The organism is Pseudomonas sp. PD9R (assembly GCF_019200975.1).
Lineage (GTDB): Bacteria > Pseudomonadota > Gammaproteobacteria > Pseudomonadales > Pseudomonadaceae > Aquipseudomonas.
The window spans coordinates 96,202-119,907 of sequence record NZ_JAHTMR010000017.1; the positions used below are offsets into that span (position 1 = coordinate 96,202).

Sequence of the window (23,706 nt, forward strand, 5' to 3'; positions counted from 1 at the left end):
GCCGCAGGCTGCGATCTTTTGATCTTGTTTCTCGTCGACTTCGACTACAAAAAAAACAAGATCACAAGATCGCAGCCTTCGGCAGCTCCTACAGGATGGTGTGTAACCGCATGAGATTGGTTGTCTGTCAGGTCGTCATCGCGAGCAGGCTCCCACAGATTTTGTGGTTCGATAGACGAGCGCTTAATTGCCTTCAAACTGTGCCGGGCGTTTATCGATGAACGCCTGCATGCCTTCCTTCTGATCCCGTGACGCAAACAGCAGCGCATTGGCCTTGCGCTCCAGGGCCAGGCCGGCTTCCAGCGGGGCGTCCATGCCGGCGAGGATCACTTCCTTGATCTGTTCGGCGGCCAGGGCCGGCATCGCCGCGATGACGCGCGCCAGTTCCAGGGCGTGGGCCTGCACCTGATCATCGTCCACCAGGTCGCTGACCAACCCGGCCACCCAGGCTTCCTCGGCGTTGATGGGCTGGCCGGTGAGCGCCATGCGCATGGCCTTGACCTTGCCCACGGCCCGCACCAGCCGCTGGGTGCCGCCGATGCCGGGCATGATGCCGATGCGGATTTCCGGTTGGCAGAAGCGCGCGCTGCGCCCGGCGACGATCAAGTCGGCGTGCATCGCCAGCTCGCAACCGCCGCCATACGCATAACCGCAGACCGCCGCGATCACCGGTTTTGGACAGTGCTGGATCGGTCCCCAGACCCGTTCGGTGTGGCGCTTGTAGATGTCGATGGCACCGACCCCGGCCATGCTGGTGATGTCGCCACCGGCAGCGAACACCTTTTCACCGCCCGTCAGCACAATGCAACGCACCTCGGGGTCAGCCCCCAACTCACTGAAATAACGCGATAGCAACGCCTGCAGTTCCAGGCTCAAGGCATTGGTTGCGTGGGGGCGGTTGAGCCGCAGCAGGGCTACGCCCGGCAGTGGATGTTCGAGCAGAACCGATGCAGCGGATGAGTCGGACATGGGCATCCTCAAGGAGCAGGCAACGTGTGAATGGCCGCCAGTGTCCTGCTCGCGAGGTTTGGTTTTCATCGTCCGTTCAGACGTAGTTTGGCCCTGAGTTCCTCCCTAGAGTGAACCTTGTCAGTAGAAAAGGAGCACATGATGGAGCTGCATTCGGGTCTTGATTACAGCGGCAAGGTGGTGCTGGTCACCGGTGGCACCAAGGGCATCGGCGCCGGTATCGCGCTGGGGTTTCTGGCGGCCAACGCTCGGGTGATCGTGTGTGCCCGGCGCGAACCTGAACAGGTGCCGACGCTTGGAGGCAAGAGCTCGACGTTCATTGCCGCCGATGTGCGTGACCACGATTCCCTGCAACGACTGTTCGGCACCATCGAGCGCGATTTCGGACGCCTCGACGTGGTGGTCAACAACGCCGGTGGCAGCCCTGCCGCCGACGCAGCCACGGCCTCGCCGAGGTTTCATGAAAGCATCATCGGTCTGAATCTGATCGCGCCGCTCAACGTCGCCCAGCACGCCAATCGGTTGATGCAGGCGCAGACGCAGGGCGGCTGCATCGTCTTTATCGGCAGCATCAGTGCACTGCGTTCTTCGCCAGGCACCGCCGCTTATGGCGCGGCCAAGGCAGGGGTGTTGGCGCTGGTGCAATCGCTGGCGGTGGAGTGGGGGCCCAAGGTGCGGGTGGTGACGGTCAGTCCGGGCCTTGTGCGAACCGAGCTGGCCCATCTGCACTACGGCTCCGAGGCGGGTATCGCCGCCGTCGCGGCCGGTATTCCGGCTGCACGCATGGCGGTTGCCGAAGACATCGCCAACGCCTGTCTCTACATTGCATCACCGCTAGCCAGTTACGCCAGCGGTTGCAACCTGTTGCTGCATGGCGGTGGCGAACGCCCGGCATTTCTCGGTGCTGCGCAGGTTCTGCCCACCTGATCGACCTATTGCGGCGACCGGGTTCGGTAGCCGCCTTCAATGTGAAGGAGACGACTTTGGCTGATCCACAATTGCTATCCAATGTGCGCGCCCTGGTGGGGCGCCAGTACGGCCGCGTGTATGCCTGGGACGAGGTCAATGCACCGATGATTCGCCAGTGGTGCGAAGTCATGGGCGTGGACAACCCGCTATACACCGACCGGGACTTTGCCCTGGGCACCCAACATGAGGGCCTGATCGCCCCACCGGCCATGTTGCAGGTGTGGACCATGGAAGGCCTGCACGCCAACAACTATCCGCCTGGCTCCACCGACGAGAACCCTTACGAGGTGCTCAAGGAAATGGAAGCCTATGGCTACGCCTCTACCGTGGCGGTGAACTCCGAGCTGAGTTTTACCCGTCCGGTGCGCCTGGGGGAAAAGCTCTACTACACCACGCGCCTGGATTCGGTTGGCGATGAAAAAACCACCGCCCTGGGCACCGGTTTTTTCGTCACGCTGGTGATGAGCCATTTCGTCGAAAAGGCCGATGGAAAATCGCCCGGCGGTGACGAGCCAGTGGGCGAATTGCTGTTTCGCGTGTTCAAGTTTCGCCCGGCCAATGCCCAGGTGCCGGCCAAAGTCGAATCAGTTGCGGCCAAGCCCAAGCGCCCGCTACCCGGCATCAGCGACGACACGCGATTCTTCTGGGAAGGCTGCGAGAAGGGTCAGTTACTGATCCAGCGCTGTACCGCCTGCCAGACCCTGCGCCATCCACCGGCACCGGTCTGTATCGAATGCCACAGCTTCGATTGGGACACCGTCCAGGCCAGCGGCAAAGCATCGTTGTATTCGTTCGTGGTGATGCACTACCCGCAAGTCCCGCCGTTCGACTACCCCAACCCCATCGGCCTGATCGAGTTGGAAGAGGGCGTGCGCCTGATCGCCGGCCTGGTCGGTATCGAACGCGAGCAAATAAAAATCGGCCAGCGTTTGCAGGTCGAGTTCCAGACCTTCGATGACCAGCTGACCCTGCCAATGTTCCGGCCGGTAGAGGCATAGGAGCCACCATGGATTTCGAATTGAGCGAAGACCAGCGCGCCATTGCGCAGATGGCCGACGGCCTGTTTGTCGACCATTGCCATGACGACTACATGCGTCAGTGGGACATCAGCGGCGAGCCGATGATGGCGCCGCTGTGGAAGCTGTGCATCGAGACCGGGCTGCAGGCCTTGGCCATTCCCGAAGAGCACGGCGGCAGCGGCCTGGGCATGACCGAACTGATGCTGGTGTTGCAAGCCCAGGGCAAGGCCCTGGCGCAGGTGCCGTTGTGGCGCCACCAATTGGCGGCCGCGACCCTGGCCCGATACGACGCGAGCGACAGTGCGGGGTGGATCGCCAAAGCAGCCTCCGGCGAGGTGCTGTTGAGCCTGTCCATCGATGGCTTGAACAGTGCGCTGGGTATCCAGTTGCAAGCACGTCCCTGCGCCGAAGGATGGTCGATCTACGGCCGGGTGACGGCGCTTTCTCTGGGCGATCAAGCCCAGGCCGCTTTGGTGCTGGTGCAGGTCGAGGGTCAACCGCGCTTGCTGTTGTTGGACCTCTCCGCGTCCGAGGTTCAACGGGTATCGGCCGTGCTGACCCATGGCGAAGCGGTGGCCGATCTGCACATCAAACGCTTGGTCGTGAACGACGAGGCGCTGTTGCCCATCGAGGCCGTTGCCTGGCTGGAACTGCGCAGTGTGGCGGCACTGGCGGCCTTGCAACTGGGCGTCAGCGAAGGGCAGATCAGCCGCACTGTGGCGTATGTCAGCGAGCGCCGACAGTTCGAACGCAGCATCGGCAGCTTTCAGGCCGTGCAGATGAGCATGGCCGACACCCATATCGCCGTCGAAGCCTTGCGCACGATGCTGTGGCAACTGGCTTACCGCATCGATGCCGGTTTGCCAGCGCCCAGCGAAGCGTTGGCCACCGCGTGGATGGCCTGTGAAGCAGGGCACCGCATCGGCCATATCGCGCAGCACGTGCATGGCGGTATCGGGGTCGACCTGACGTACCCGATCCACCGTTTTCTCTATTGGAGCCGCGGCCTGTCCCTTGCCCTGGGTGGCTCGGCGGCAAGCCTGGAACGCCTTGGCGACTGGCTCAACGATAACGACAAGCTGGGATGGAAATATGACCTCGAAGAACACCAAGCGCTTTGAAGACGTGCGCCCCGGCGAAGTGCTGCCGGAGCTTGCCGTGCCCATCACGGTGACCCTGATCAACGGCGGCGCGATTGCCACCCGCGATTACTTTCCCGGTCACCACGACGCGGAGGCTGCCCGTGCCTTGGGCTCGCCCCACGTGTTCATGAACATCCTCACCACCAACGGGTTGGTGCAGCGGTTCATCGAACAGTGGGCCGGACCGCTGGCGCGATTCACCGCGCTGAAAATCAAGCTCGGCGCGCCGAACTATCCCGGCGACTGCATGACCTTCAGCGGCAGCGTCACCGGCGTTGATGCAGACACTCGTTCGGTGGAAATCACCTTGAGCGGCAAAAATTCCATGGGCAACCACGTGACCGGTACGGTCGCGCTGGTCTTGCCCTGACAGCCGGAGAGACACAGATGACTGATTCATCGATTTCCGGGCGCGCCGCGATCGTTGGCCTCGGCGCGACCGAATTTTCCAAGAACTCCGGACGCACAGAATTGCGCCTGGCCATGGAAGCCACCTTGAGTGCGCTCAAGGACGCCGGCATCGATCCGAACGAAGTCGACGGCTTCAGCTCCTATTCGGTGGACAAGGTTCCTGACTACGAAATCGCCCGCTTGCTCGGCTGCAAAGACGTCAAGTTTTTCTCCCAGGTGCCCCACGGCGGCGGCGCGGCTTGCGGCCCGGTGATGCACGCCGCGATGGCAGTGGCTACCGGTGTGGCGAAAGTGGTGGTGGTGTATCGAGCCATGAACGAGCGTTCCTGGTATCGCTTCGGCACCGGAAGCTACGGCTTCGCGTCGACGCCGACCTTCGACAACGTCAACTACGGCTGGTACATGCCCCACGGTCTCCATACACCGGCAGCCTGGGTCGGGATGTTTGCCCAGCGCTACATGCACACCTATGGCGCCACCTCCGAAGATTTCGGCCGGGTCGCGGTAGCGGCGCGGGATTTTGCCGCCACCAACCCCAATGCGTTTTTCCACGGCAAGCCGATCACCCTCGAAGAGCACCAGGCTTCGCGCTGGATCTGCGAGCCACTGCACTTGCTCGACTGCTGCCAGGAATCCGATGGCGCCGTGGCGATGGTCATCACTTCGGCCGAACGTGCCCGTGACCTGCGGCAGAAACCCGTGACCATCAAGGCCGGCTCCCAGGGCATTAGCCACGGCCAGCAGAGCATGACCTCGTTCTACCGCGATGACATCACCGGTCTGCCGGAAATGGGCGTGGTCGCCCGCGAGCTGTATCGCCAGTCGGGCCTGGGCCCGGAGGCGTTCCAGACCGCCGTGATCTACGACCACTTCACCCCGTTCGTGTTGCCGCAGCTGGAAGAATTCGGCTTTGTCAAACGCGGCGAAGCCAAGGAATTCATCCGTGCCGGTCACCACGCCCGAGGCGGCAAACTGCCGATCAACACCCACGGCGGGCAACTGGGCGAAGCCTACATCCACGGCATGAACGGCATTGCCGAAGCGGTGCGCCAGGTGCGTGGCACGGCCGTCAACCAGGTGGCGGATGTTGAAAACGTGCTGGTCACCGCCGGCACCGGCGTACCCACCAGCGGCCTGATTCTCGGCGCAGCCTAAGGAGCAGCAGATGTTCGTCGACCTCACTCCCGAACAACATGCCCTGCGCCACAAGGTGCGGGACTATTTCCAGGCCCTGATGACCCCGGACATGCGCGACCAGTTGCGCGGCCAGGAAGGCGGCGAGCTGTATCGCCAGACCATCCGCCAGATGGGCCGCGATGGCTGGCTCGCAGTCGGCTGGCCCAAGGCCCATGGCGGCCAGGGCTACGCCGCTACCGAACAGTTGATCTTCTTCGAAGAAGCCAACATCGCCGGGGCGCCATTGCCATTCGTGACCATCAGCACCGTGGGTCCGGCCTTGATGGCTCATGGCAGCCCATTGCAGAAAGAGCGCTTCCTGCCCGGCATTGCCGCGGGCGAAATCATGTTCGCCATCGGGTACTCGGAACCGGATGCCGGCAGCGATTTGGCGGTGCTGAAAACCAGTGCCCGTCAGGACGATGAAGGCTTCGTGGTCAATGGCAACAAGTTGTGGACCTCGGGTGCCGAGTCCGCCGACTTCATCTGGCTGGCGGCGCGTACCGATCCGACCCAGGCGCGGCACAAAGGCATTTCGCTGCTGATCGTCGACACCACGACACCGGGTTTCTCCCACACCCTGATTCGCACCACCAGCAACCCGACCACGGCCACCTACTACGACAACGTACGGGTGCCCAACGAGATGCTGGTGGGTGAGTTGCACGGTGGCTGGAAGCTGATCACCTCGCAACTGAACCACGAACGCCTCGGCCTCGGCACCTGGTCGGACAAGGTCGTGGCGCTGTTTCGCCGGGTCTACCTGTGGGCGCGGGCTCGCGACGAACAGGGCCATCGGGCGATGGACAAAGCCTGGGTGCGCAGTTCGCTGGCCGAGTGTTATGCGCGGCTGGAGGCGATGCGCCTGATCAACATGCGCATTGCTTCGGACCTCGAACTCGACCGCATGGACGTGGCACTGAGTTCGACCACCAAGGTGTTTGGCTCGGAGTCGGCCGTCGAGATCCTGCGCAAGCTGGCGGCGATCCTCGGCGCCAATGGCTCGATGCGCAGCGGTTCGGCCGCAGCGCTGTTGAACGGCGAGCTGGAATACGAGGTGCGCAGTTCGGTGACCCTGACATTTGGCGGTGGCACCAATGAAATCCAGCGCGAATTGATCGCCCAGTTCGGTCTCGGCATGCCGCGCGCCCCACGCTGACGTTCGTCCATCAAAAAACAAAAAACATGCTCGCCCCAAAAACGGGGCGGGCAAGGGGACTTTCATGAGCACTATCGAGCAATTCCGGCACGACACCCGTGCCTGGCTGGAGGCTAACTGCCCACCGTCGATGCGCACCGGCATGGCGGAAGGCGATGTGGTGTGGGGCAGCCAGAACCCGCAGTTTCCCTGCGAAGACGCGCGCCTGTGGTTCGAACGCATGCGCGACAAACGCTGGTTTTGCCCCGAGTGGCCCGAGGAGTATGGCGGCGCCGGCCTGAGCGACGAGCAACTGGCGGTGCTGGAAAGCGAGATGCGCCGCATCAAGTGCCGGCCGCCACAGATCAACCTTGGTATCTGGATGCTCGGTCCTGTGTTGCTGGCCTTCGGCAGTGAACAACAGAAACGTGATCTATTGCCGCCGATTGCCCGTGGTGAAGTGCGCTGGTGCCAAGGCTTCTCCGAGCCGAACGCCGGTTCCGACCTGGCCAGCCTGAAGATGGCCGCACGTGATGCCGGCGATCACTTCGTGGTGGACGGCAGCAAGATCTGGACCTCCTACGGTGACAAGTCCGACTGGATGTATGCCTTGGTGCGCACCGACTTCAGCGCACCGAAACACGAAGGCATCAGCCTGATCGTGCTGGACATGCGCAGCCCTGGCGTCAAGCCGCAGCCGATCGATTTGATCAGCGGCAAATCGGCGTTCTGCCAGGTGTTTTTCGACAGTGTAAAAGTGCCCAAGAGCCAGTTGATCGGGCCATTGAACGGCGGCTGGAACCTGGCCAAGTACCTGTTGCAGCACGAACGCAAGGCCATGTCGAAATTCGGCGAGTTCAGCCTGCCGTCGCACTTCGACCTGCTGGCGCTGATGCGCAAATACGTGCCAGCGCCGCAGAGCCAAAGTGAACACGCCTTGCAGGCTCGGGCCACGGCCTGTGCGATGAACGAGCATGCCTACAACCTGACTGTGCAGCGCATGGGTGAAGAAGCGCGGGCCGGCGAAGACATCGGCGGCCTGATGTCGATCATGAAGCTGGTGCACACCGAACAGGAGCGCGACAAATTCGAAGTGCTGCTCGACGCCATGGCCGGGCATGCCTTCGGCTGGGACAGCACGGCATTCAGCGAACAGCAAATGGCGATTACCCGCGCCTGGTTGAACAGCTATGCGCTGACCATCTCGGGTGGGTCCTCGGAGGTCCAGCTCAATGTCATCGCCAAGCGTGTGCTTGGTTTGCCTGAAGTGAAGAAGCCCGCAGTGAAAACAGGAGCACAGCCATGAGCCTGCGTTATAGCGATGACCAGCGTTTGCTGGCCGACAGCGCCCGAGACTTTCTCGCCGCCCGCAGCCCGGTGAGTGCACAGCGTCGACTGCGCGATGACGCGGTGACCCTGGGCTTCGAGCCGCACCTGTGGCGCGAAGCTGTGGAGTTGGGCTGGAGCGCGATTCCGTTTCCTGAAGCATTCGGTGGCCTGGATTTCGGCTGTAAAGGTTTGGGGCCGATCTTCGAATCCATGGGCCGCAACCTGTCCGCTACGCCGCTGTTGTCCAGTGTGGTACTCGGCGGTTCGCTGTTGCATCTGGCAGGCAATTCGGCGCAGCAGACGCACTGGTTGCCAGCGGTGATCGGTGGCGAACAGCGCCTGGCTTTGGCCGTGGACGAACGCTCGCGCCATGACCCGAGCCAGGTTGTCCTGGAAGCGAAGGCAGAGGGGCAGGGTTATCGCCTGCATGGCGACAAGTACTGGGTGGTCGACGGCTTGGGTGCCGACGCCTACGTGGTGGCGGCGCGCACGTCCGGTCAATCGGGCGACACGCAGGGCATCAGCTTGTTTCTGGTGCCAGCCGATACGCAGGGTTTGACCGTCAGCGCCTTGCCGCTGATCGATTCCCGCAACAGCGCACGCCTGCAACTGGACCAGGTGCAACTGGGCAGCGACGCATTACTGGGTAGCCTGGGCGAGGGCTGGACCGCGCTGGAAACCGCGCTGGATCGTGGCCGCGTCTGCCTCGCGGCGGAGCTGTTGGGAATGGCCGAGCAACTGTTCGAAACCACGCTGGAATACCTCAAGACCCGTGTGCAGTTCGACACGCCTATCGGCACTTTCCAGGTGCTGCAACATCGCGCTGCGCAAATGTTCATCGACCTCGCGCTGAGCCGCAGCGCCCTGATGGCAGCGCTGGAAACCCTGGATGACGCCACCCTCGAACTGTCGCAACGGGCTCGACTGGTCAGCCTGGCGAAATGGAAGGCCGGCGACACGGCGATCAAGGTGGCCAACGAAGCGGTGCAGATGCACGGCGGTATTGGCGTCACCGACGAGCTGGACGTTGGCCTGTATCTCAAGCGCGTCCGCGTCGCGCAGAGCTGCCTGGGCGACCGGGATTTCCATTGCGAACGTTATTCGACCAACGCGTAGACGCCAGGCTGCCGGCGAAGATCGATCACGCCCTGCACCTGAAATACCGCGACTCCTGGTTCGCGGGCAAGCCTCGCTCCTACAAGGGATCGCGGGTGTCCGCAGTATTTGCAAACGACACGTTACCTGTAGGAGCGAGCCTGCTCGCGATAGCGGAGTGTCAGGCAATGCAGATGTTGAAAGTGCCGGCCCCTTCGCGAGCAGGCTCGCTCCTACAAGGGATCAGAGGTGTCCGCAGTATTTGCATTCACACATCCCCCTGTGGGAGCGGGCTTGCTCGCGAAGGCGGAGTGTCAGGCAATAAAGAAATTGAATGTGCCGGCCCCTTCGCGAGCAGGCTCGCTCCCACAAGATCTTTCGGTTGTTCTGGAGAAAACACAGATGAGCATTGAACGCTGGCAAACCGCGTGGCGCCAACTGATCGCCCCCGGCTCGCCCTTTGAAGTGGTGACGCCAGACGACGGCGCGCCTCGTTATTTTCGCCACGCCGCCCACGACCTGTTGCAGGTGATCGACTCGGGTCGTGTCCACGGCGACCGTGAGTTCTTGATCTGGCAGAAGCAACGCCTGACCTTCAATCAGTACTTCGATCAGGTCGACCGCCTCGCCGGGCAGATGATCGCCCGTTTTGGCCTGCAACCGGGCGAGCGGGTAGCGATTGCCATGCGCAACCAACCGGCATGGCTGGTGGCCTTCGCCGCGATCCAGCGTTGCGGCGCAGTGTGCGTGCCGCTCAACAGCTGGGGCCTGCGCGACGAGTTGCAATACGCGTTGCAGGACAGCGGTTCACGCCTGCTGCTGTGCGACGAAGCGCGTCTCGATACCTTGCGCGACGACCTGGCCCGCGAACAGCGCGCCACGATTGTCGTCGGGGCACAAAGCGGGGCATTACCCGAATATTGCCTGCGTTTCGAAGACCTGATCAGCGCCCCGGCAATGCCGGTGCCAACACTGGAAATCGATCCCGACGCACCGGCGCTGATCCTCTACACCTCCGGCACCACCAGCCGCGCCAAGGGCGCAGTGTCCAGTCACCGGGCGATCTGCCAGGCACTCTTTGCCCTGGATTTCCAGGGCACATTTTGTGCCATGAGTTCGCCCGAGCGCATTGGCGTGGTGATCAACAGCGGTTACCCGCCCACCACGCTGGGGGCTGTTCCCCTGTTCCATGTCAGCGGCTTGCATGCACAGTTCCTCTCGGCCCTGCGCGGGGGGCGTCGCTTGCTGCTGATGTACAAGTGGGATGTGGAGCAGGCGCTGGACTTGATCCGCGAAGAGCGTTGCACCCAGTTCAACGGGGCGCCGGTCATGATGCAGCAATTGCTTGCATCGCCACGCTTTGGCGGCGAGCACACCGCCAGCTTGTTCGGCCTGGGACTTGGCGGCGGTGCGTCGTCCGCCGGGGTGTTGGACGACATGCTCAAGCTCAAGCCTGACGCCGTCGGCGGTGCCGGCTACGGCCTGACCGAAAGCAACGGCATTGGGGCGGCCATCGGTGGTGATCCATTCGTGTACAAGCCAGCGACAGCAGGCTGGGCCTTGCCGATTGTCGACATTCGTATTGGTGCCGATCCACACCAGCCGCAGACGGCGGGCACTCGCGGGTTGATCTGGCTGCGTTCGCCGACCCTGATGAGCGCCTACTGGAATCTGCCCGAAGCCACTGCGCAAACCCTGCGCGACGGTTGGCTCGACACCGGCGATATCGGCTACCTCGACGACGAGGGCTTTCTGAGCATTACCGGCCGGGTCAAAGAGTTGATCAACCGCGGTGGCGAGAAGATTTCCGCCGCTGAAATCGAGACCTGCATCCTCGATATGCCCGGTGTCCTGGAGGCGGCTGCTTTCGCCATCGCCGACCCGTTGCTGGGTGAGACGGTGGGGTTGGCCGTGCATGGCCAGGCATCGACGCTGCCCCAGGACTCACAGGTCTGCGCATTCATCGCCGCGCGCCTGGCCGCCTACAAAGTGCCGGCGCAGGTCTATCGGGTACTCGAACCCTTGCCACGCAATGCCACCGGCAAGGTGCTCAAGGCACAACTGCAAGAAAAGTTGGGCGCATAACGCGTCCTTAGTCTTTCCGGACGATGTTGGGGCCGGCAGAACACGAACAATGGGTCCATACCACAAAGCCTTATCAGCGAAGGAGGCAATACATGAAAATAACAAGAACAGGTCTCATGCTCGCGGTCGCAGTCACAGCCAATAGCGGGCTGATGGGTTATGCGCACGCCGAGGTGTCACCTCAAGAAGCCGCCAAACTGGGCAAGGAACTGACCTGTGTCGGCGCCGAGCAAGCGGGTAACGCCGAGGGCACCATTGCGCCGTACACCGGCAAATATCTGGGTGAAGTGCCGGGCTGGAGTCATGTGAAGTTCTCCGGCGACCAGCCGGTTGATCCCTACGCTGCCGAGAAGCCGATCGTGGTCATCACGGCGGCCAACATGAGCCAGTACGAGTCGCACCTGACCGAAGGGCAAAAAGCCCTGCTGAAAAAGTACCCGACGACCTACAAGATGAACGTCTACCCCACTCACCGGGACTTCCGCTACCCCGATTACGTCTGCCGCCGCGCGATGGACAATGCATTGCACGCCAAGCTGGTCAACGACGGTGCAGGTTTCACCGGGATAGGCCAGATACCGTTCCCGATCCCGAAAAACGGCATGGAATTGCTGTGGAATCAGCAACTGCCGGCACGTGCCTATACCGAGGAAAAAACCTCCGACCTGGCGTCGGTCCTGCCCAACGGCAGCATTGGCTGGGGGCGCGCCTTCGCGCGTAACCTGGCGCCGCCCAACTCACCGACCGTGGACTCAAGGGATGGCGACGGGATTGTGTCCTATAGCAATAACATGACCCTGAAACCGGCTCGCGACAATGGCACCCTCAGCATTGCTCATGAACCCTACAACTTCGGCACCGGTTCGCGTCAAGCCTGGTCTTACAGTCCGTCGACGCGACGCGTGCGGCAACTGCCGGGTTACGGCTACGATCAGCCGATGATTGGCACCAACGGCACGATGACCGTCGACGAGGACCGCTTGTTCAACGGCTCACCGGAGCGTTTTACCTGGAAGCTGATCGGCAAGCGTGAAATCTACAGCCCCGCCAACGCGTTCAAGGCTAACGCCGGGACCGTGAAGTACGCCGACATCCTGACGCCCAACCATCCCAACCCGGACTTCATGCGGTATGAATTGCGCCGCGTGTGGGTACTGGAAGCTGACTTGAAGGAAGGCTTCCGTCATGTCTATGGTAAGCGTGTGCTGTTCCTCGACGAAGACACCTGGCACGCAGTGATGGCCGACAACTACGATGCCCGTGGGCAGCTGTGGAAACACGCCATGATCAACTACTACTACCATCCCGACATGAACGCCTGGCAGGCCGGTTCGCAGTTCTTCATGGACCTGAACTCCGGCCAGTACACCGGCTACGGCATGACCAACGAACAGAAGAAAGGCCCAATCCTCAACGAAGGCAAATTCACCCCGGACCAGTACACTGCGGATGCGGCGCGGGCTATCGGGCGGTAAGCACTGCTACGTTGCAAAGACCAAAGCCCCATCGGATGCCGATGGGGCTTTTTTTTTGGATAAGGGGCCGCTTCGCAACCCAGCGCAAGCAAGCTACCTCGCCACAGGTCGTTTGTAATCGCGGCCCTTCAATCAGGCCCACGCTCCAGCACTTTCGTCACGTCATCGATCACGGCTTTGCTCATCGCTGTCAGGTAATGGGCGGCCCAGGCGTGGCGGTCGGTGTTTTTGGCGTAGGCGGCGTCCAGCGTGAGTTCCTTGGCGAGGTACAACAGATTCGAGGCTTGGGCCAGTGCGTCGACGAGGGGCACGCCGCGACTGACATGGAACAGCGCCTGGTTTGAGCAATAGATGAAGGGGGTGAGGCCGATGGTTTTGAGTTGTGAAGGGTCGGGCGGGGTTTTTTTGCTCATGGTGTAGCTCCTGGGTTTGAGGAGCTGCCAGTTTCGTTACCACACGAAAGGGGTGGCAGCTGTACGCAGGGTGGTAAACCGGGAACCAAGGAAACCGGCACGCCCGAAGACGTCCCACGCACAGCCGCCATAATTCAGGATCGCAGGCAGATGCCTGTGCTCATGATGCGAATGCTGTTGCGCTGGTTTCACCGGGTTACCACACCCGATCGCTGAATGGTCAGCGACGTCCGGAGACTACCCCGTCGAAGAAAAGCGCAACAAGGCATCAAAGTGCCCAAAAGCAAGATTCGGAGTTTGCCTACAAGGTCTGTGGGCGTCATCCGAAATTCCGACACTTAAAGTAAACGCGACTAAACGTGGATAGCGATTTAATGAGCCCCTTGTAGGAGCGAGCTTGCTCGCGATGGACTTCAGGGCGACGCGTTTATCCAGCAAACAAGCGTTATCGTTAACGTCCATCGCGAGCAGGCTCGCTCCTACAAGGGGTAGCGTTCGCTTCCAGCTGCGAATAATCCCGAAAGCTGAGCCGCCAGACCCCGTCGACACGTTCAATCTTATCGAGGTAGCGAATTCTTTCTCATGAAGATCCAGAGCGTCTTGCCCGGCAATACGTGAAGAACCAAAAAAAAACCGCTGGAACCCGACAGGGTTTCAGCGGCGCGGTGATGCGGCAAAGGGTCAGGCAGTCACGGTTTGCACAGGCGTGAGCAGCGCGGCGGGGTTTTTCATCTGTTGGCGGTAACGCGGCAGCGCCATCGCCAGGAACACGCTGGCCAGTGCCAGCATCGATACCGAAGAGGCCAGGGCATAACGCAAGGAGTCAGTGCCAAGGCTTGGTGCAAGCCAGTCGCTCATCATCCCCACGAACAGCGGCCCGACTCCGACCCCCAGCAGGGTCATGGACATCAGGAAAATGGCTGTGGCCTGGGCCAGTCGCGTCGGCGCAAACAGGTGGGTAATGGCGCTGATGCACGGTGTTGCCCACCACACGCCAAAGAAGGAGAAACCGCCGTAGAACAGGAACGCTTGCGGCACGCCGATGCTGGCGACATGAAACGCCGTGCCTTGGGGCCAGAGGAAGTACGCCAGGGCGAAAGGAATGCTGATCAGTGTACCCAGCAACGGCACGCCGATTTGCCAACCTGCGTCGCGCCGCGTCATGCGGTCGGTCAGCATGCCGCACACCAGGGTGCCGATGGTTGCGCCGGTGCCACCCGCTACGCCCACCAGAACCCCGGCCTCTTGCATGTTGAGCCCGTGGGAACGGATCAAAAAGCTCGGGCTCCAGGTGCCAATGGCGTAGCCCGCAATCGCCGCCGCGCCGCCGGTGAGTACCAGCCACAGAAACGAGGGTGTCTGGAGCAACTCGACGAGGGTCTTGAACCAGCCAGCCTGTTGCGCGGCGACCTCGTCCAGCGGCACTACGCGCGTGGGCGCACGCACCGTCAACATAAGCAGCAGGCCGAGGAGAATTCCGGGAGCACCGATCAACAAGAAGGCATAGCGCCAACCATGGTGCTGGGCGATCCAGCCACCCAGGCCCAGGCCGACAATCGCGCCCAGGCTGGAACCGAGCATCAGCACCGACATCGCGGTGGAGCGGCGATTCGGCGGGTACAAATCCGAGACCATCGCCACCGACGGTGCGGTGCCACCGGCCTCGCCAACAGCCACGCCAACCCGCGCCAGCACCAGGGTCAGGAAGCTGCCGGCCATCCCGCAAAGCATGGTCATCAGGCTCCAGGCTATGCAGCTGAGCGCAATCACCGGCTTACGCCCGATACGGTCCGACAGACGCCCCAGCGGGAAACCGAACACGGTATAGAACACCGCAAAGGTGACGCCCGAAAGCAGACCTATCTGGGTATCGGAAATGCCGAATTCGAGCTTCACCGGCTCGATCAGAATCGCCATCAACTGCCGGTCGATGTAGTTGAACACATAGATGCTGGCGAGCACGAAAAGCGCGTAGTGCGTTCGCCATGTCACGGGGGTGGATTGGTTCACTGCGGGTGCTCCCGGTCTTGTTCTAATTAATTCGATGCTCAGCGTGTCGCGGTTTTTTTTCATCGTCCGTTCAGACCATTTTTTCCGTCCCCGGACAAGCTGCGCACACGATAGCGAACCTAGTCTTGTCGGACGATGTTTCGCTCGCGTTCAGCGTCAATCATTCAGCCCATATTCGCTGGCGTGCCAGCGCTTGCCCCGTTGTGGCGAGCCCTGCGACAGCCTGAAAACAATAAGAAGCTGAGGAATTGAAATGAGCGTCTTGTTCGAGCCGATCGCGTTGGGCGAACTGCAACTGGCCAACCGCATCGTCATGGCACCCATGACGCGCAGTCGCGCCCTTGCCGATGCCGTGCCCGGCAGCGCCATGGTCGAGTACTACCGCCAGCGTGCCAGTGCCGGACTGATTGTCGCCGAGGGTACGGCGCCGTCTGCCAGCGGTCTGGGCTATTGCCGCACGCCGGCCATCTACAGCAACGAACAGATGGCCGGTTGGCAGCAGGTCACTGAGGCGGTGCATGCCGAGGGCGGGCGGATTGTCCTGCAACTGATGCACGTCGGTCGCGCCGCCAGCCAGCACAACAAACCAACGGGGGCGGCCACGGTAGCACCATCGGCGCTGCGGGCGCGCACCCAAGTGTTCAGCGATGCCGCGGGCCTGGTGGACACCGACGAGCCGCAGGCGCTGACATTGCAAGGCATCGGCGATGTCATCGAAGACTATCGCCAGGCGGCATTGAATGCCCGTCAGGCCGGCTTCGACGGTGTCGAGCTGCACTGCACCAGCGGCTATCTGCCCATGCAATTCATGGCCTCGGGCAGCAATCAGCGCAGCGATGCCTACGGCGGTGACGTGACAGGGCGGGTGCGTTTTGCCCAGGAAGTGATCGAGGCCATGGCCAGTGCCATTGGTGCCGGACGCGTCGGTTTTCGCCTGTGCCCAGGCAACCCCTACAACGACATCGACGACCTCGATCCGGCAGCCACGGCGGCCGCGTTATGTGAGGCCGTGGCGCCGTTGGGCCTGGCCTATCTGCACATCATGCGCTCGCCTTTGGTTGACCTTGATGCCTTCGCCCTGGCGCGCAAGCACAGCCCCCATGCGTTGATTCTCAACGATGGTTTCGACGGCCCTTCGGCCAGCGCCGCTCTCGCGTCGGGCGAGGGGGCTGCTGTGTCGTTTGGCCGTCACTTTATAGCCAACCCCGATCTGGTGGAGCGCTTGAAGCGCGGTCTGCCTTTGAGTCGTTTTGATCGCAAGACTCTCTACACGCCGGGCTCGGCCGGCTACTCGGATTACCCCGCCTATCAAGCAATCGCCCAGGAGACGGCGCAATGAACCTGAACGAATTGTCCGACGTTTTGCCGACCCGCCCGGTGCCGCGCGAGCAGACCCAGGCCTTGCTCGACCAGCGCTCGGCCGCCGCCGGGCTGATCAAACCGGGCGACCACTACACCCTGGCCGATCGCCTGGAACATCAGGCCCGTGACCACGGCCAGCGGCCATTCCTGATTTACGGCGAGCAGACCCTGAGCTACGCCGAGGTCGACGCGCGGGCCAATCAAATGGCCCACACCTTTTATGCCAATGGCCTGCGCGCCGGCGATGTCTGCGCCCTGGCCATGGAAAACCGCCCGGCGTTTTTCTGCACCTGGTTCGGCCTGGTCAAACTCGGGGTGGTGGTGGCTTTCATCAACACCCAGGTCAACGGCCGTCCGCTGCTGCATGCACTGCAAACCACTGACGCCAAGGCGTTGGTAGTCGGTGAGGAATGCCTGGCCAATGTGCAGGCCACCGAAGGCTTTCCCGACTTGCCGTGCTGGCTGATTCACGACCCGGAAAATCCCTGGACGGGACCGCTGCCCAAAGGCATCGACGGGCATTTCGATGCCCGCCTGGAGAAAGCCCCACGCACGCCGTTCCCGCGTGATATCCGTGCGCACATCGAGGCGCAGACGCCAACCCTGCTGATCTTTACCTCGGGCACTACCGGCCTGCCCAAGGCGGCGCGCTACAGCCACATGCGCTGGATGTCCTCGGGCGATGTGATGGAAGCCACCCTCAAGATCACATGTGAGGATGTGTTCTATTGCTGCCTGCCGCTGTACCACGGCGCAGCCGCCACTTCGGTGACTTCTACCGCGCTGCGGGCCGGCGCTGCCATTGTGGTGCGCCGCAAGTTCAGCGTGCGTGAGTTCTGGAACGACGTGGCGCGTTATCAGATCAGCATCTTCCAGTACATCGGCGAGATCTGCCGCTACCTGCTCAACCAGCCGGTGCAAACCGGCGAGCGTGAGCACAGCCTGCGCTGCATGCTCGGTGCCGGTTTGTCGCCCGATTCCTGGCAACGCTGGCTGGAGCGCTTCGGCCCGATCCAGGTTTTCGAGGGTTGGGGCGCCACCGAGGCCAATGCCGCGGTGATCAACGTCGACAACTATTTCGGTTCCTGCGGACGCGTGCCGGACTGGAACAAGACCAACCTGCGGCTGGTGCGTTACGACGTTGAAAACGACTGCCACCCACGGGACGAAAACGGTTTCTATCAGGTCTGCAACGTGGGCGAGATTGGCGAGGCCATGGGCTTTATTGTCGATCACCCGGAAATTGGCGGCGGGCGTTTCGAGGGCTACACCTCAGCCGAGGCCACCGAGAGCAAAATCCGTCGCAATGTTTTTCGCGAGGGCGATGCTTATTGGAGTTCCGGCGACTTGATGCGTGAGGATGCCGACGGGTACTGCTATTTCGTCGACCGCATCGGCGATACCTTTCGCTGGAAAAGCGAGAACGTCTCGACCCTGGAAGTGGCCGACGCCCTGAGCGATTTGTCGGGTCTTGAATTGATCAACGTCTACGGCGTCAAGGTGCCGGACAACGAAGGCCGCGCCGGCATGGCTGCGGTGTTGATGCAAGCAGACCAGGCGTTCGATCCAGAGGCTTTGTATGCCCTGGCCGAAACGCGCCTGCCGCGCTATGCGACCCCGGTGTTTGTGCGTGTCACCCAGGCGGCAGACCTGACCGCCAGCTACAAACTGCGCAAGGTCGATCTGCAGCGCCAGGGTTATTGCCCGAACCTGTGCAGCGATCCGCTGTTCATCCGTGACGACCAGGCCCGCACCTATGTGCCCTATTCGGCAGAGGCCCTGACGCGGGCTGGCCTGACACCTTTTGCGGTGGCCGACCATGACTGATCTCGACGAAAACGGTCACGAACTGCGCGGCGGCCTGCGTTATCCCTGGCCGCAGGCGCCGGATTCCGGTCAGGTACGCGAAGTGGCCCCGGGCGTTTGGTGGCTGCGCATGCCGCTGCCATTCCGCCTGGACCACATCAACCTTTATCTGCTGCGCCACACCGACGGCTGGGTGGCGGTGGACACCGGTATGAACATCGACCAGACCCGCGAGGTCTGGGATCGGGTGCTGAGCGAAGTGTGTGAAGGCCTGCCGCTGTTGGCGGTGGTTTGCACCCACTTTCACTCCGACCATGCCGGCGTGGCTGCGTGGCTTTCGCAACGTTTCCAGTGCCCGGTGTACATGACCGCCGCCGAGTTCCAATCGCTGCATGTCAGGTTTCCCGCCGATCAGCCACCGGCTTGGGACTTCCTGGATTTCTACCGCAAGGCCGGCGTCAGCGATGAGCACAGCGCCGAAATGTTCAAGGTGATGAGCAATGCCCACTTTCTGCCTGCGCCACTGAACCATTACCGCCGTTTGCATGAGGGCAGTTGCCTGAACATCGGCGGCCGCACCTGGCAGGTGGTGATCGGTCGCGGTCACTCGCCGGAGCATGCCTGCCTGTATGCCGCCGATGACGGTCTGCTGATTTCCGGTGACCAGGTATTGCCGCGCATCACCTCCACCGTCGGCGTGCACGCCACGGAGCCCATGGCCAATCCGCTGCGCGATTGGCTCGATTCCATCGAGCATCTGCGCAGTTTGCCCGACAGCGTGCTGGTGCTGCCGGCACACGAGCGGCCGTTCTTCAATTTGCATAAGCGCCTGGACCAACTGGAGGCCCATCACCGCGGGCATCTGGCGCAGATGCTGGCCAGCTGTGACGAGCCACGCACCGTGCTCGAACTGATGGCTGTGTTGTTTCCCAAGTTGTCGGGTCGTTTCGACGAGCTGATGGCGCTTGGCGAAACCCTGGCCCATGCCAATTACCTGGTAGCGCAAGGGTCGCTGGAGCGGGAAGAGGACCGGGGGCGTTATCGCTACCGGCGTGCTGTAAGGGGAGCGTGCGCGGTTTCACCGCTCAACGTGTTTTGAGCGGCTGGCACGGCAGCAGTGTTGAACATTCCAGGCAGCTAATCGGTTGCCCTTCAGGAGAGTCAGTGTGATCAACAAAAACAACAATAACTCGGTCATGGGTTCGAGCGCGTTCCAGGTCACTGGCCTGGCCGCAGCCATTGCGCTGGTGTCGTCACCCGTATGGGCCGGTGAAACGGTCGAGTTCGACAATGGGGCAACCATCGACTGGTCGGTGACCACCAGCTACGGCATCGGTGTGCGCACCGGCAAGCAGAGCGATCGCTTGATGACGATCAACGCCGACGATGCCAACCGCAACTTCGATCGCGGCAGCCTGACCACCAACCGCGTCGGCGCATTGGGTGAAATGATCATGCGCAAGGACAACTACGGCGCCGTGGTCCGCGCCAGTACCTTCTATGACGACGTCTATCACCAGGACAACGACAACGACTCACCCGCCACCGTGAACAAAAACGGCAGCAACGACCAGTTCACCAGCGATACCCGTTACTACAGCGGCGGTCGTAGCAAACTGCTTGATGTCTATGCGTTCAGCGGCTGGCGTTTTGACAACGACACCATGCTCGACGTCAAGGCCGGGCGACACATCGAATCCTGGGGCGAGAGTTTGTACTACCCAGGCGTTAACGGCGTACAGAACCCCTCCGACGCGGTAAAAGCGGCCCAGCCGGGTGTTGAAGTCAAGGAAGTGTTGTTGCCGGTGGGTCAGTTCTCCGGTTCGTTCCGCCTCAACCCCAGTGTGACCTTTGGTGCGTACGTGCAGTACGAATGGAAGGGCACCGAGTTGCCGCCGGTGGGCAGTTACCTGTCGAGCAGCGATGTGGTGGGGCCGGGCCGCGAGTTCATCTACGCCAACGGCCAGAAGGTCAATTACCTCGGTACCGACGAACCGCGCGACAGCGGTCAGTGGGGCGTGCAGGTGCGCTATCGCCCGGTGCCGGCCGTCGAGCTGTCGCTGTTCCACGTCAACTATCACGACAAGAACCCGGCCACCGCCCTGGTCGGTTATGACCCGTTGCCGGTGGGGAATGGCCGGCTCGCCATGGCCATCAATGGTTACCGGATCAAGTATTTCGAAGACATCAAGCTGACCGGTATCAGCGCCTCGACCAAGATCGGTGACGTTCAGGTGGGTGGCGAATGGTCGTACCGCGACGGTGCCCCGGTGATGGTCAATACCGGTCTCGGTGCCGTACCGGCCAAGGGCAAGGGCCAGCAAATGCAGTTGTCGGCCATGCGTATCCTGGGGGACCGTCCCTGGGCCAGCCAGACCACCCTGACTGCCGAAGTAATCCGTGTGCAGGTTGACAGCGTCGAATCCACTTCGGCCGCACCCAACCTGCAAGGTCTCAACCTTCTGCCTGCCGTGGCAGCTTTAGTGGCGCCTTCCGATGACTACACCTACAGCACCGCAGCAGGATATCGAACCAAATCTTCCAGCGCCTACACCGTGGGCGCATCGTTCAGTTATCCGGGAGTTTTCCAAGGCTGGGATCTGGAAGTCCCCTTCAGCTTCTCCGACGTCTTCAGCGGCTCGACGCCCATGGCCGGCAGCATCTCCGGCGTGCAAGGCGACCGACGCCTGAGCGCGGGCACGACCTTCAAGTACCTGAGCAACCTGGAAATTGGCTTGAAGTACATCGCCTATCTGGGTGAACCGGACCCGATCAACCGTCCGTTCGCCGACCGTGACTACGCCACGTTCTCGATGAAATACACCTTCTGATCGACGACTCAAGACCGGGTGGCTGCGGCATGCCCGGTCTCTCAATACACATTGGAAAAGGCCGCAGCGTAACGCTTCGGCAGGGAGGCACTATGGGGCTCAAAGGGCATGCGGCCATTGTTGGCACCGCACAATACAAACCGGAAAAATATTCGACCGCACCCAAGATGTTTCACCTTGAGCAAGTCGCCGACCTGGCGGCCCAGGCCCTGCGTGATGCCGGGCTCAAGGCCTCGGACCTCGACGGACTGGTGATCAACGGCCCGCATTTTCATGAAGCTTCGGTGTTCGTGCCGGCGATGGCCGCCGAGTACCTGGGGTTGCGCCTGAACTTTGCCGAAGTGGTGGACCTGGGCGGATGCACGTCGGTGGGTATGGTCTGGCGCGCAGCCGCCGCGATCGAACTGGGACTGTGCCAGGCCGTGCTGTGCGTCATCCCGGCACGGATGGCGCCATTGGGCCCCGACGAAGACCCGGGCTGGATGGCCCGGTCGATGCGTTTCGGTGGACACAGCACTGCGTTTGGCGCGCCCGAAGCCGAGTTCGATCTGCCTTACGGGCACATGGGCCAGAACACCGGCTACGCGATGATCGCCCAGCGTTATGCCGCACAGTACGACTATGACCAGCGAGCGATGGCCAAGATTGCCGTCGACCAGCGCACCAACGCGCTGGCCAATCCGCAAGCGATGTTCTACGGCCAGCCGTTGACCATCGAACAGGTCCTGGCCAGCAAAATGGTCGCCGACCCGTTGCACATCCTGGAAATCGTCATGCCGGTGGCCGGTGGCGCCGCGATGATCATCACCAACAAGGAAGTGGCGGCGCGTTCGCGCAAACGTCCGGCCTTCATCACCGGGTTCGGCGAACACCTGGCGTTCAAATCGCCGTCCTATGCCGAAGACATGCTGAACACACCGATCGGCCCGGCTTCGCAGCGAGCCTTTGCCATGGCCGGGCTCAAGCCCAAGGACGTGGATGCCGCGCAGATTTACGACTGCTACACCATCACCACGTTGCTGACCCTGGAAGATGCCGGTTTCTGTGGCAAGGGCGAGGGCATGGCGTTCGTTCGCGAACACGACCTGACCTGGCGTGGGGATTTCCCGATGAACACCCACGGTGGGCAACTCAGTTTCGGTCAGTCGGCGTCGGCCGGTGGCATGAGTCAGGTGATCGAAGCGGTCACCCAGATCGCCGGCACTGCCGGCGAGCGCCAACTGGGGCGCTGCGACAATGTCTACGTCTCCGGCACCGGCGGCGTGATGAGCGAGCAGGGCGCATTGATACTTCAGGGAGCATAAGCACATGTCCAACAACAAACCGATGCCGGTCGCGACGCAAATTTCCGCACCGTTCTGGGAGGGCCTGAAGGCTCGCCGCCTGTTGATCCAGCAATGCAACGCCTGTGCACACTGGAACTTCTACCCGCGCCGGCATTGCCCGGTGTGCCTGGAACATGACCTTGCCTGGCGCGAAGTCGACGGCACCGCGACGTTGTACAGCTTCACCGTGACGCGCATTGCCACCTTGCCCGACTTTATCGATGAAATGCCGCAGAAACTGGCGGTGGTCGAGTTGGCCGAGGGCGTGCGCATCAACACCAACCTGGTCGGCCTTGACGAAGACGAAATCCGGATCGGCATGCCGTTGCAACCGGTGTTCGCTGAAGTCGATGCCAAGGGCAATCGGCTGCTGCGCTTTACCGGGGTGGACAAGGAGGCGGCGAATTTTGAGTCGTTGCCCGCGCAGGACAGCGAACCTGCGGCTGTAGCGTCGGAGCAACCGTCAGTTCGACAAATCGACCTCAATGATGGGCCAGCGTTGCAGGCTTTGGTCAGCGAGCAATACAGCGACTGGAGCAACGTGGTGGTGGTCGACCAGGCGTTGATCGACGCCTTTGCCCAGTTGTCGGGCGACGATTACTGGATTCATACGGACCCGGAGCGGGCACGTCTGCAAAGTCCGTTCGGCGGCACCATCGCCCATGGTGCATTGGTGCAGGTGTTGCAGTCGCGAATGAAGCTGGCACTGGGTTTTGAGATCAGTGGTTTCACCACGCAAATCAATTATGGCTCCGACCGCCTGCGCTTCCCGGCACCGGTGCCGGCCGGCTCACGCATTCATGCGCGGGGGCGGGTGAAAAAAGTCGAGCTGTCGGCGCGGGGTACTCAGTTGACCCTGGAAATCACCACGCATGTTGTGGGTCAGGATCGGCCATCGGTGATCAACGATCTGGTGATTTTGTATCTTGCTTGATCGCGACAGGTTGGGGGGGCATAGCCATTTGTTTGGTGTCGGCGGCTATTGGTTCCGCCCTTTCGTTCGGTTCCTCGCTGTGGCTCTGCATGCCCTCGATGGGGCGCTCAGCTCAAGAGCTGAAGGCGAGCTAACGCTCGATCTGATGGGTGGCTTAGATCAAAAGCCATAGCCAATCTCCCCTGTAGGAGCTGCCGAAGGCTGCGATCTTTTGATC

General features: G+C 61.9%; 19 protein-coding genes. 16 read left to right on the plus strand and 3 right to left on the minus strand.

The window, feature by feature from the left end; translation table 11 throughout:
• Positions 1-183: 183 nt before the first annotated feature.
• On the minus strand, positions 184-969 hold the full coding sequence (locus tag KUF73_RS26140) for an enoyl-CoA hydratase (RefSeq protein WP_218440871.1): 786 nt from the start codon (positions 967-969) through the stop codon (positions 184-186).
• A gap of 141 nt (positions 970-1,110) precedes the next feature.
• On the opposite strand from KUF73_RS26140, the gene KUF73_RS26145 reads away from it, so the two are divergent.
• The 10 genes from KUF73_RS26145 to KUF73_RS26190 all read left to right on the plus strand — a co-directional run bounded on the left by KUF73_RS26145 (position 1,111) and on the right by KUF73_RS26190 (position 12,808).
• The gene (locus KUF73_RS26145; RefSeq protein ID WP_218440872.1) at positions 1,111-1,896 is read left to right on the plus strand and encodes an SDR family oxidoreductase; all 786 of its coding nucleotides are present in this window, start codon (positions 1,111-1,113) and stop codon (positions 1,894-1,896) included.
• Positions 1,897-1,952: 56 nt separating this feature from the next.
• Positions 1,953-2,936 (plus strand): bifunctional MaoC family dehydratase N-terminal/OB-fold nucleic acid binding domain-containing protein, encoded by a 984-nt coding sequence (locus KUF73_RS26150; RefSeq protein WP_218440873.1) that lies wholly within the window; start codon positions 1,953-1,955, stop codon positions 2,934-2,936.
• An 8-nt stretch (positions 2,937-2,944) separates the two neighbouring features.
• Positions 2,945-4,078, plus strand: coding sequence for an acyl-CoA dehydrogenase family protein (locus KUF73_RS26155; RefSeq protein WP_218440874.1), 1,134 nt, complete (start codon positions 2,945-2,947; stop codon positions 4,076-4,078).
• On the plus strand, positions 4,050-4,469 hold the full coding sequence (locus KUF73_RS26160; protein ID WP_218440875.1) for a MaoC family dehydratase: 420 nt from the start codon (positions 4,050-4,052) through the stop codon (positions 4,467-4,469). Before KUF73_RS26155 ends, KUF73_RS26160 begins: the two co-directional genes overlap by 29 nt.
• Positions 4,470-4,486: 17 nt before the next feature.
• Complete coding sequence (locus tag KUF73_RS26165) at positions 4,487-5,665, plus strand: lipid-transfer protein (protein ID WP_218440876.1); 1,179 nt, start codon at positions 4,487-4,489, stop codon at positions 5,663-5,665.
• 10 nt (positions 5,666-5,675) lie between these two features.
• The gene (locus KUF73_RS26170) at positions 5,676-6,845 is read left to right on the plus strand and encodes an acyl-CoA dehydrogenase family protein (RefSeq protein WP_218440877.1); all 1,170 of its coding nucleotides are present in this window, start codon (positions 5,676-5,678) and stop codon (positions 6,843-6,845) included.
• Between the two features lie 64 nt (positions 6,846-6,909).
• Complete coding sequence (locus KUF73_RS26175; RefSeq protein WP_218440878.1) at positions 6,910-8,130, plus strand: acyl-CoA dehydrogenase family protein; 1,221 nt, start codon at positions 6,910-6,912, stop codon at positions 8,128-8,130.
• A complete protein-coding gene (locus KUF73_RS26180) occupies positions 8,127-9,269 on the plus strand; it encodes an acyl-CoA dehydrogenase family protein (protein WP_218440879.1) in 1,143 nt (380 codons plus the stop codon). The genes KUF73_RS26175 and KUF73_RS26180 overlap by 4 nt, the downstream gene beginning before the upstream one ends.
• Before the next feature lie 381 nt (positions 9,270-9,650).
• Complete coding sequence (locus KUF73_RS26185; RefSeq protein ID WP_218440880.1) at positions 9,651-11,333, plus strand: class I adenylate-forming enzyme family protein; 1,683 nt, start codon at positions 9,651-9,653, stop codon at positions 11,331-11,333.
• 92 nt (positions 11,334-11,425) lie between these two features.
• Entirely contained in the window at positions 11,426-12,808 is a 1,383-nt protein-coding gene (locus KUF73_RS26190) for a DUF1329 domain-containing protein (protein WP_218440881.1), read from the plus strand.
• A gap of 128 nt (positions 12,809-12,936) precedes the next feature.
• Here KUF73_RS26190 and KUF73_RS26195 read toward each other — a convergent pair whose 3' ends face one another.
• A complete protein-coding gene (locus KUF73_RS26195; protein WP_218440882.1) occupies positions 12,937-13,221 on the minus strand; it encodes a DUF3077 domain-containing protein in 285 nt (94 codons plus the stop codon).
• A gap of 681 nt (positions 13,222-13,902) precedes the next feature.
• Positions 13,903-15,231: an MFS transporter gene (locus KUF73_RS26200; protein WP_218440883.1), complete on the minus strand. Its 1,329-nt coding sequence runs from the start codon at positions 15,229-15,231 to the stop codon at positions 13,903-13,905.
• Positions 15,232-15,484: 253 nt separating this feature from the next.
• On the opposite strand from KUF73_RS26200, the gene KUF73_RS26205 reads away from it, so the two are divergent.
• The 6 genes from KUF73_RS26205 (at position 15,485) to KUF73_RS26230 (ending at position 23,489) form a co-directional block, all read left to right on the plus strand.
• On the plus strand, positions 15,485-16,570 hold the full coding sequence (locus tag KUF73_RS26205) for an alkene reductase (RefSeq protein WP_218440884.1): 1,086 nt from the start codon (positions 15,485-15,487) through the stop codon (positions 16,568-16,570).
• Positions 16,567-18,420: a long-chain-acyl-CoA synthetase gene (locus KUF73_RS26210; protein ID WP_218440885.1), complete on the plus strand. Its 1,854-nt coding sequence runs from the start codon at positions 16,567-16,569 to the stop codon at positions 18,418-18,420. Before KUF73_RS26205 ends, KUF73_RS26210 begins: the two co-directional genes overlap by 4 nt.
• Positions 18,413-19,498, plus strand: coding sequence for an MBL fold metallo-hydrolase (locus tag KUF73_RS26215; protein ID WP_218440886.1), 1,086 nt, complete (start codon positions 18,413-18,415; stop codon positions 19,496-19,498). Before KUF73_RS26210 ends, KUF73_RS26215 begins: the two co-directional genes overlap by 8 nt.
• Before the next feature lie 67 nt (positions 19,499-19,565).
• Positions 19,566-21,230: a DUF1302 domain-containing protein gene (locus KUF73_RS26220; protein WP_218440887.1), complete on the plus strand. Its 1,665-nt coding sequence runs from the start codon at positions 19,566-19,568 to the stop codon at positions 21,228-21,230.
• 92 nt (positions 21,231-21,322) lie between these two features.
• Positions 21,323-22,534: a thiolase family protein gene (locus KUF73_RS26225; RefSeq protein WP_218440888.1), complete on the plus strand. Its 1,212-nt coding sequence runs from the start codon at positions 21,323-21,325 to the stop codon at positions 22,532-22,534.
• Between the two features lie 4 nt (positions 22,535-22,538).
• Positions 22,539-23,489, plus strand: a complete 951-nt coding sequence (locus KUF73_RS26230; protein WP_218440889.1) for an OB-fold domain-containing protein — start codon at positions 22,539-22,541, stop codon at positions 23,487-23,489.
• Positions 23,490-23,706 lie beyond the last annotated feature (217 nt).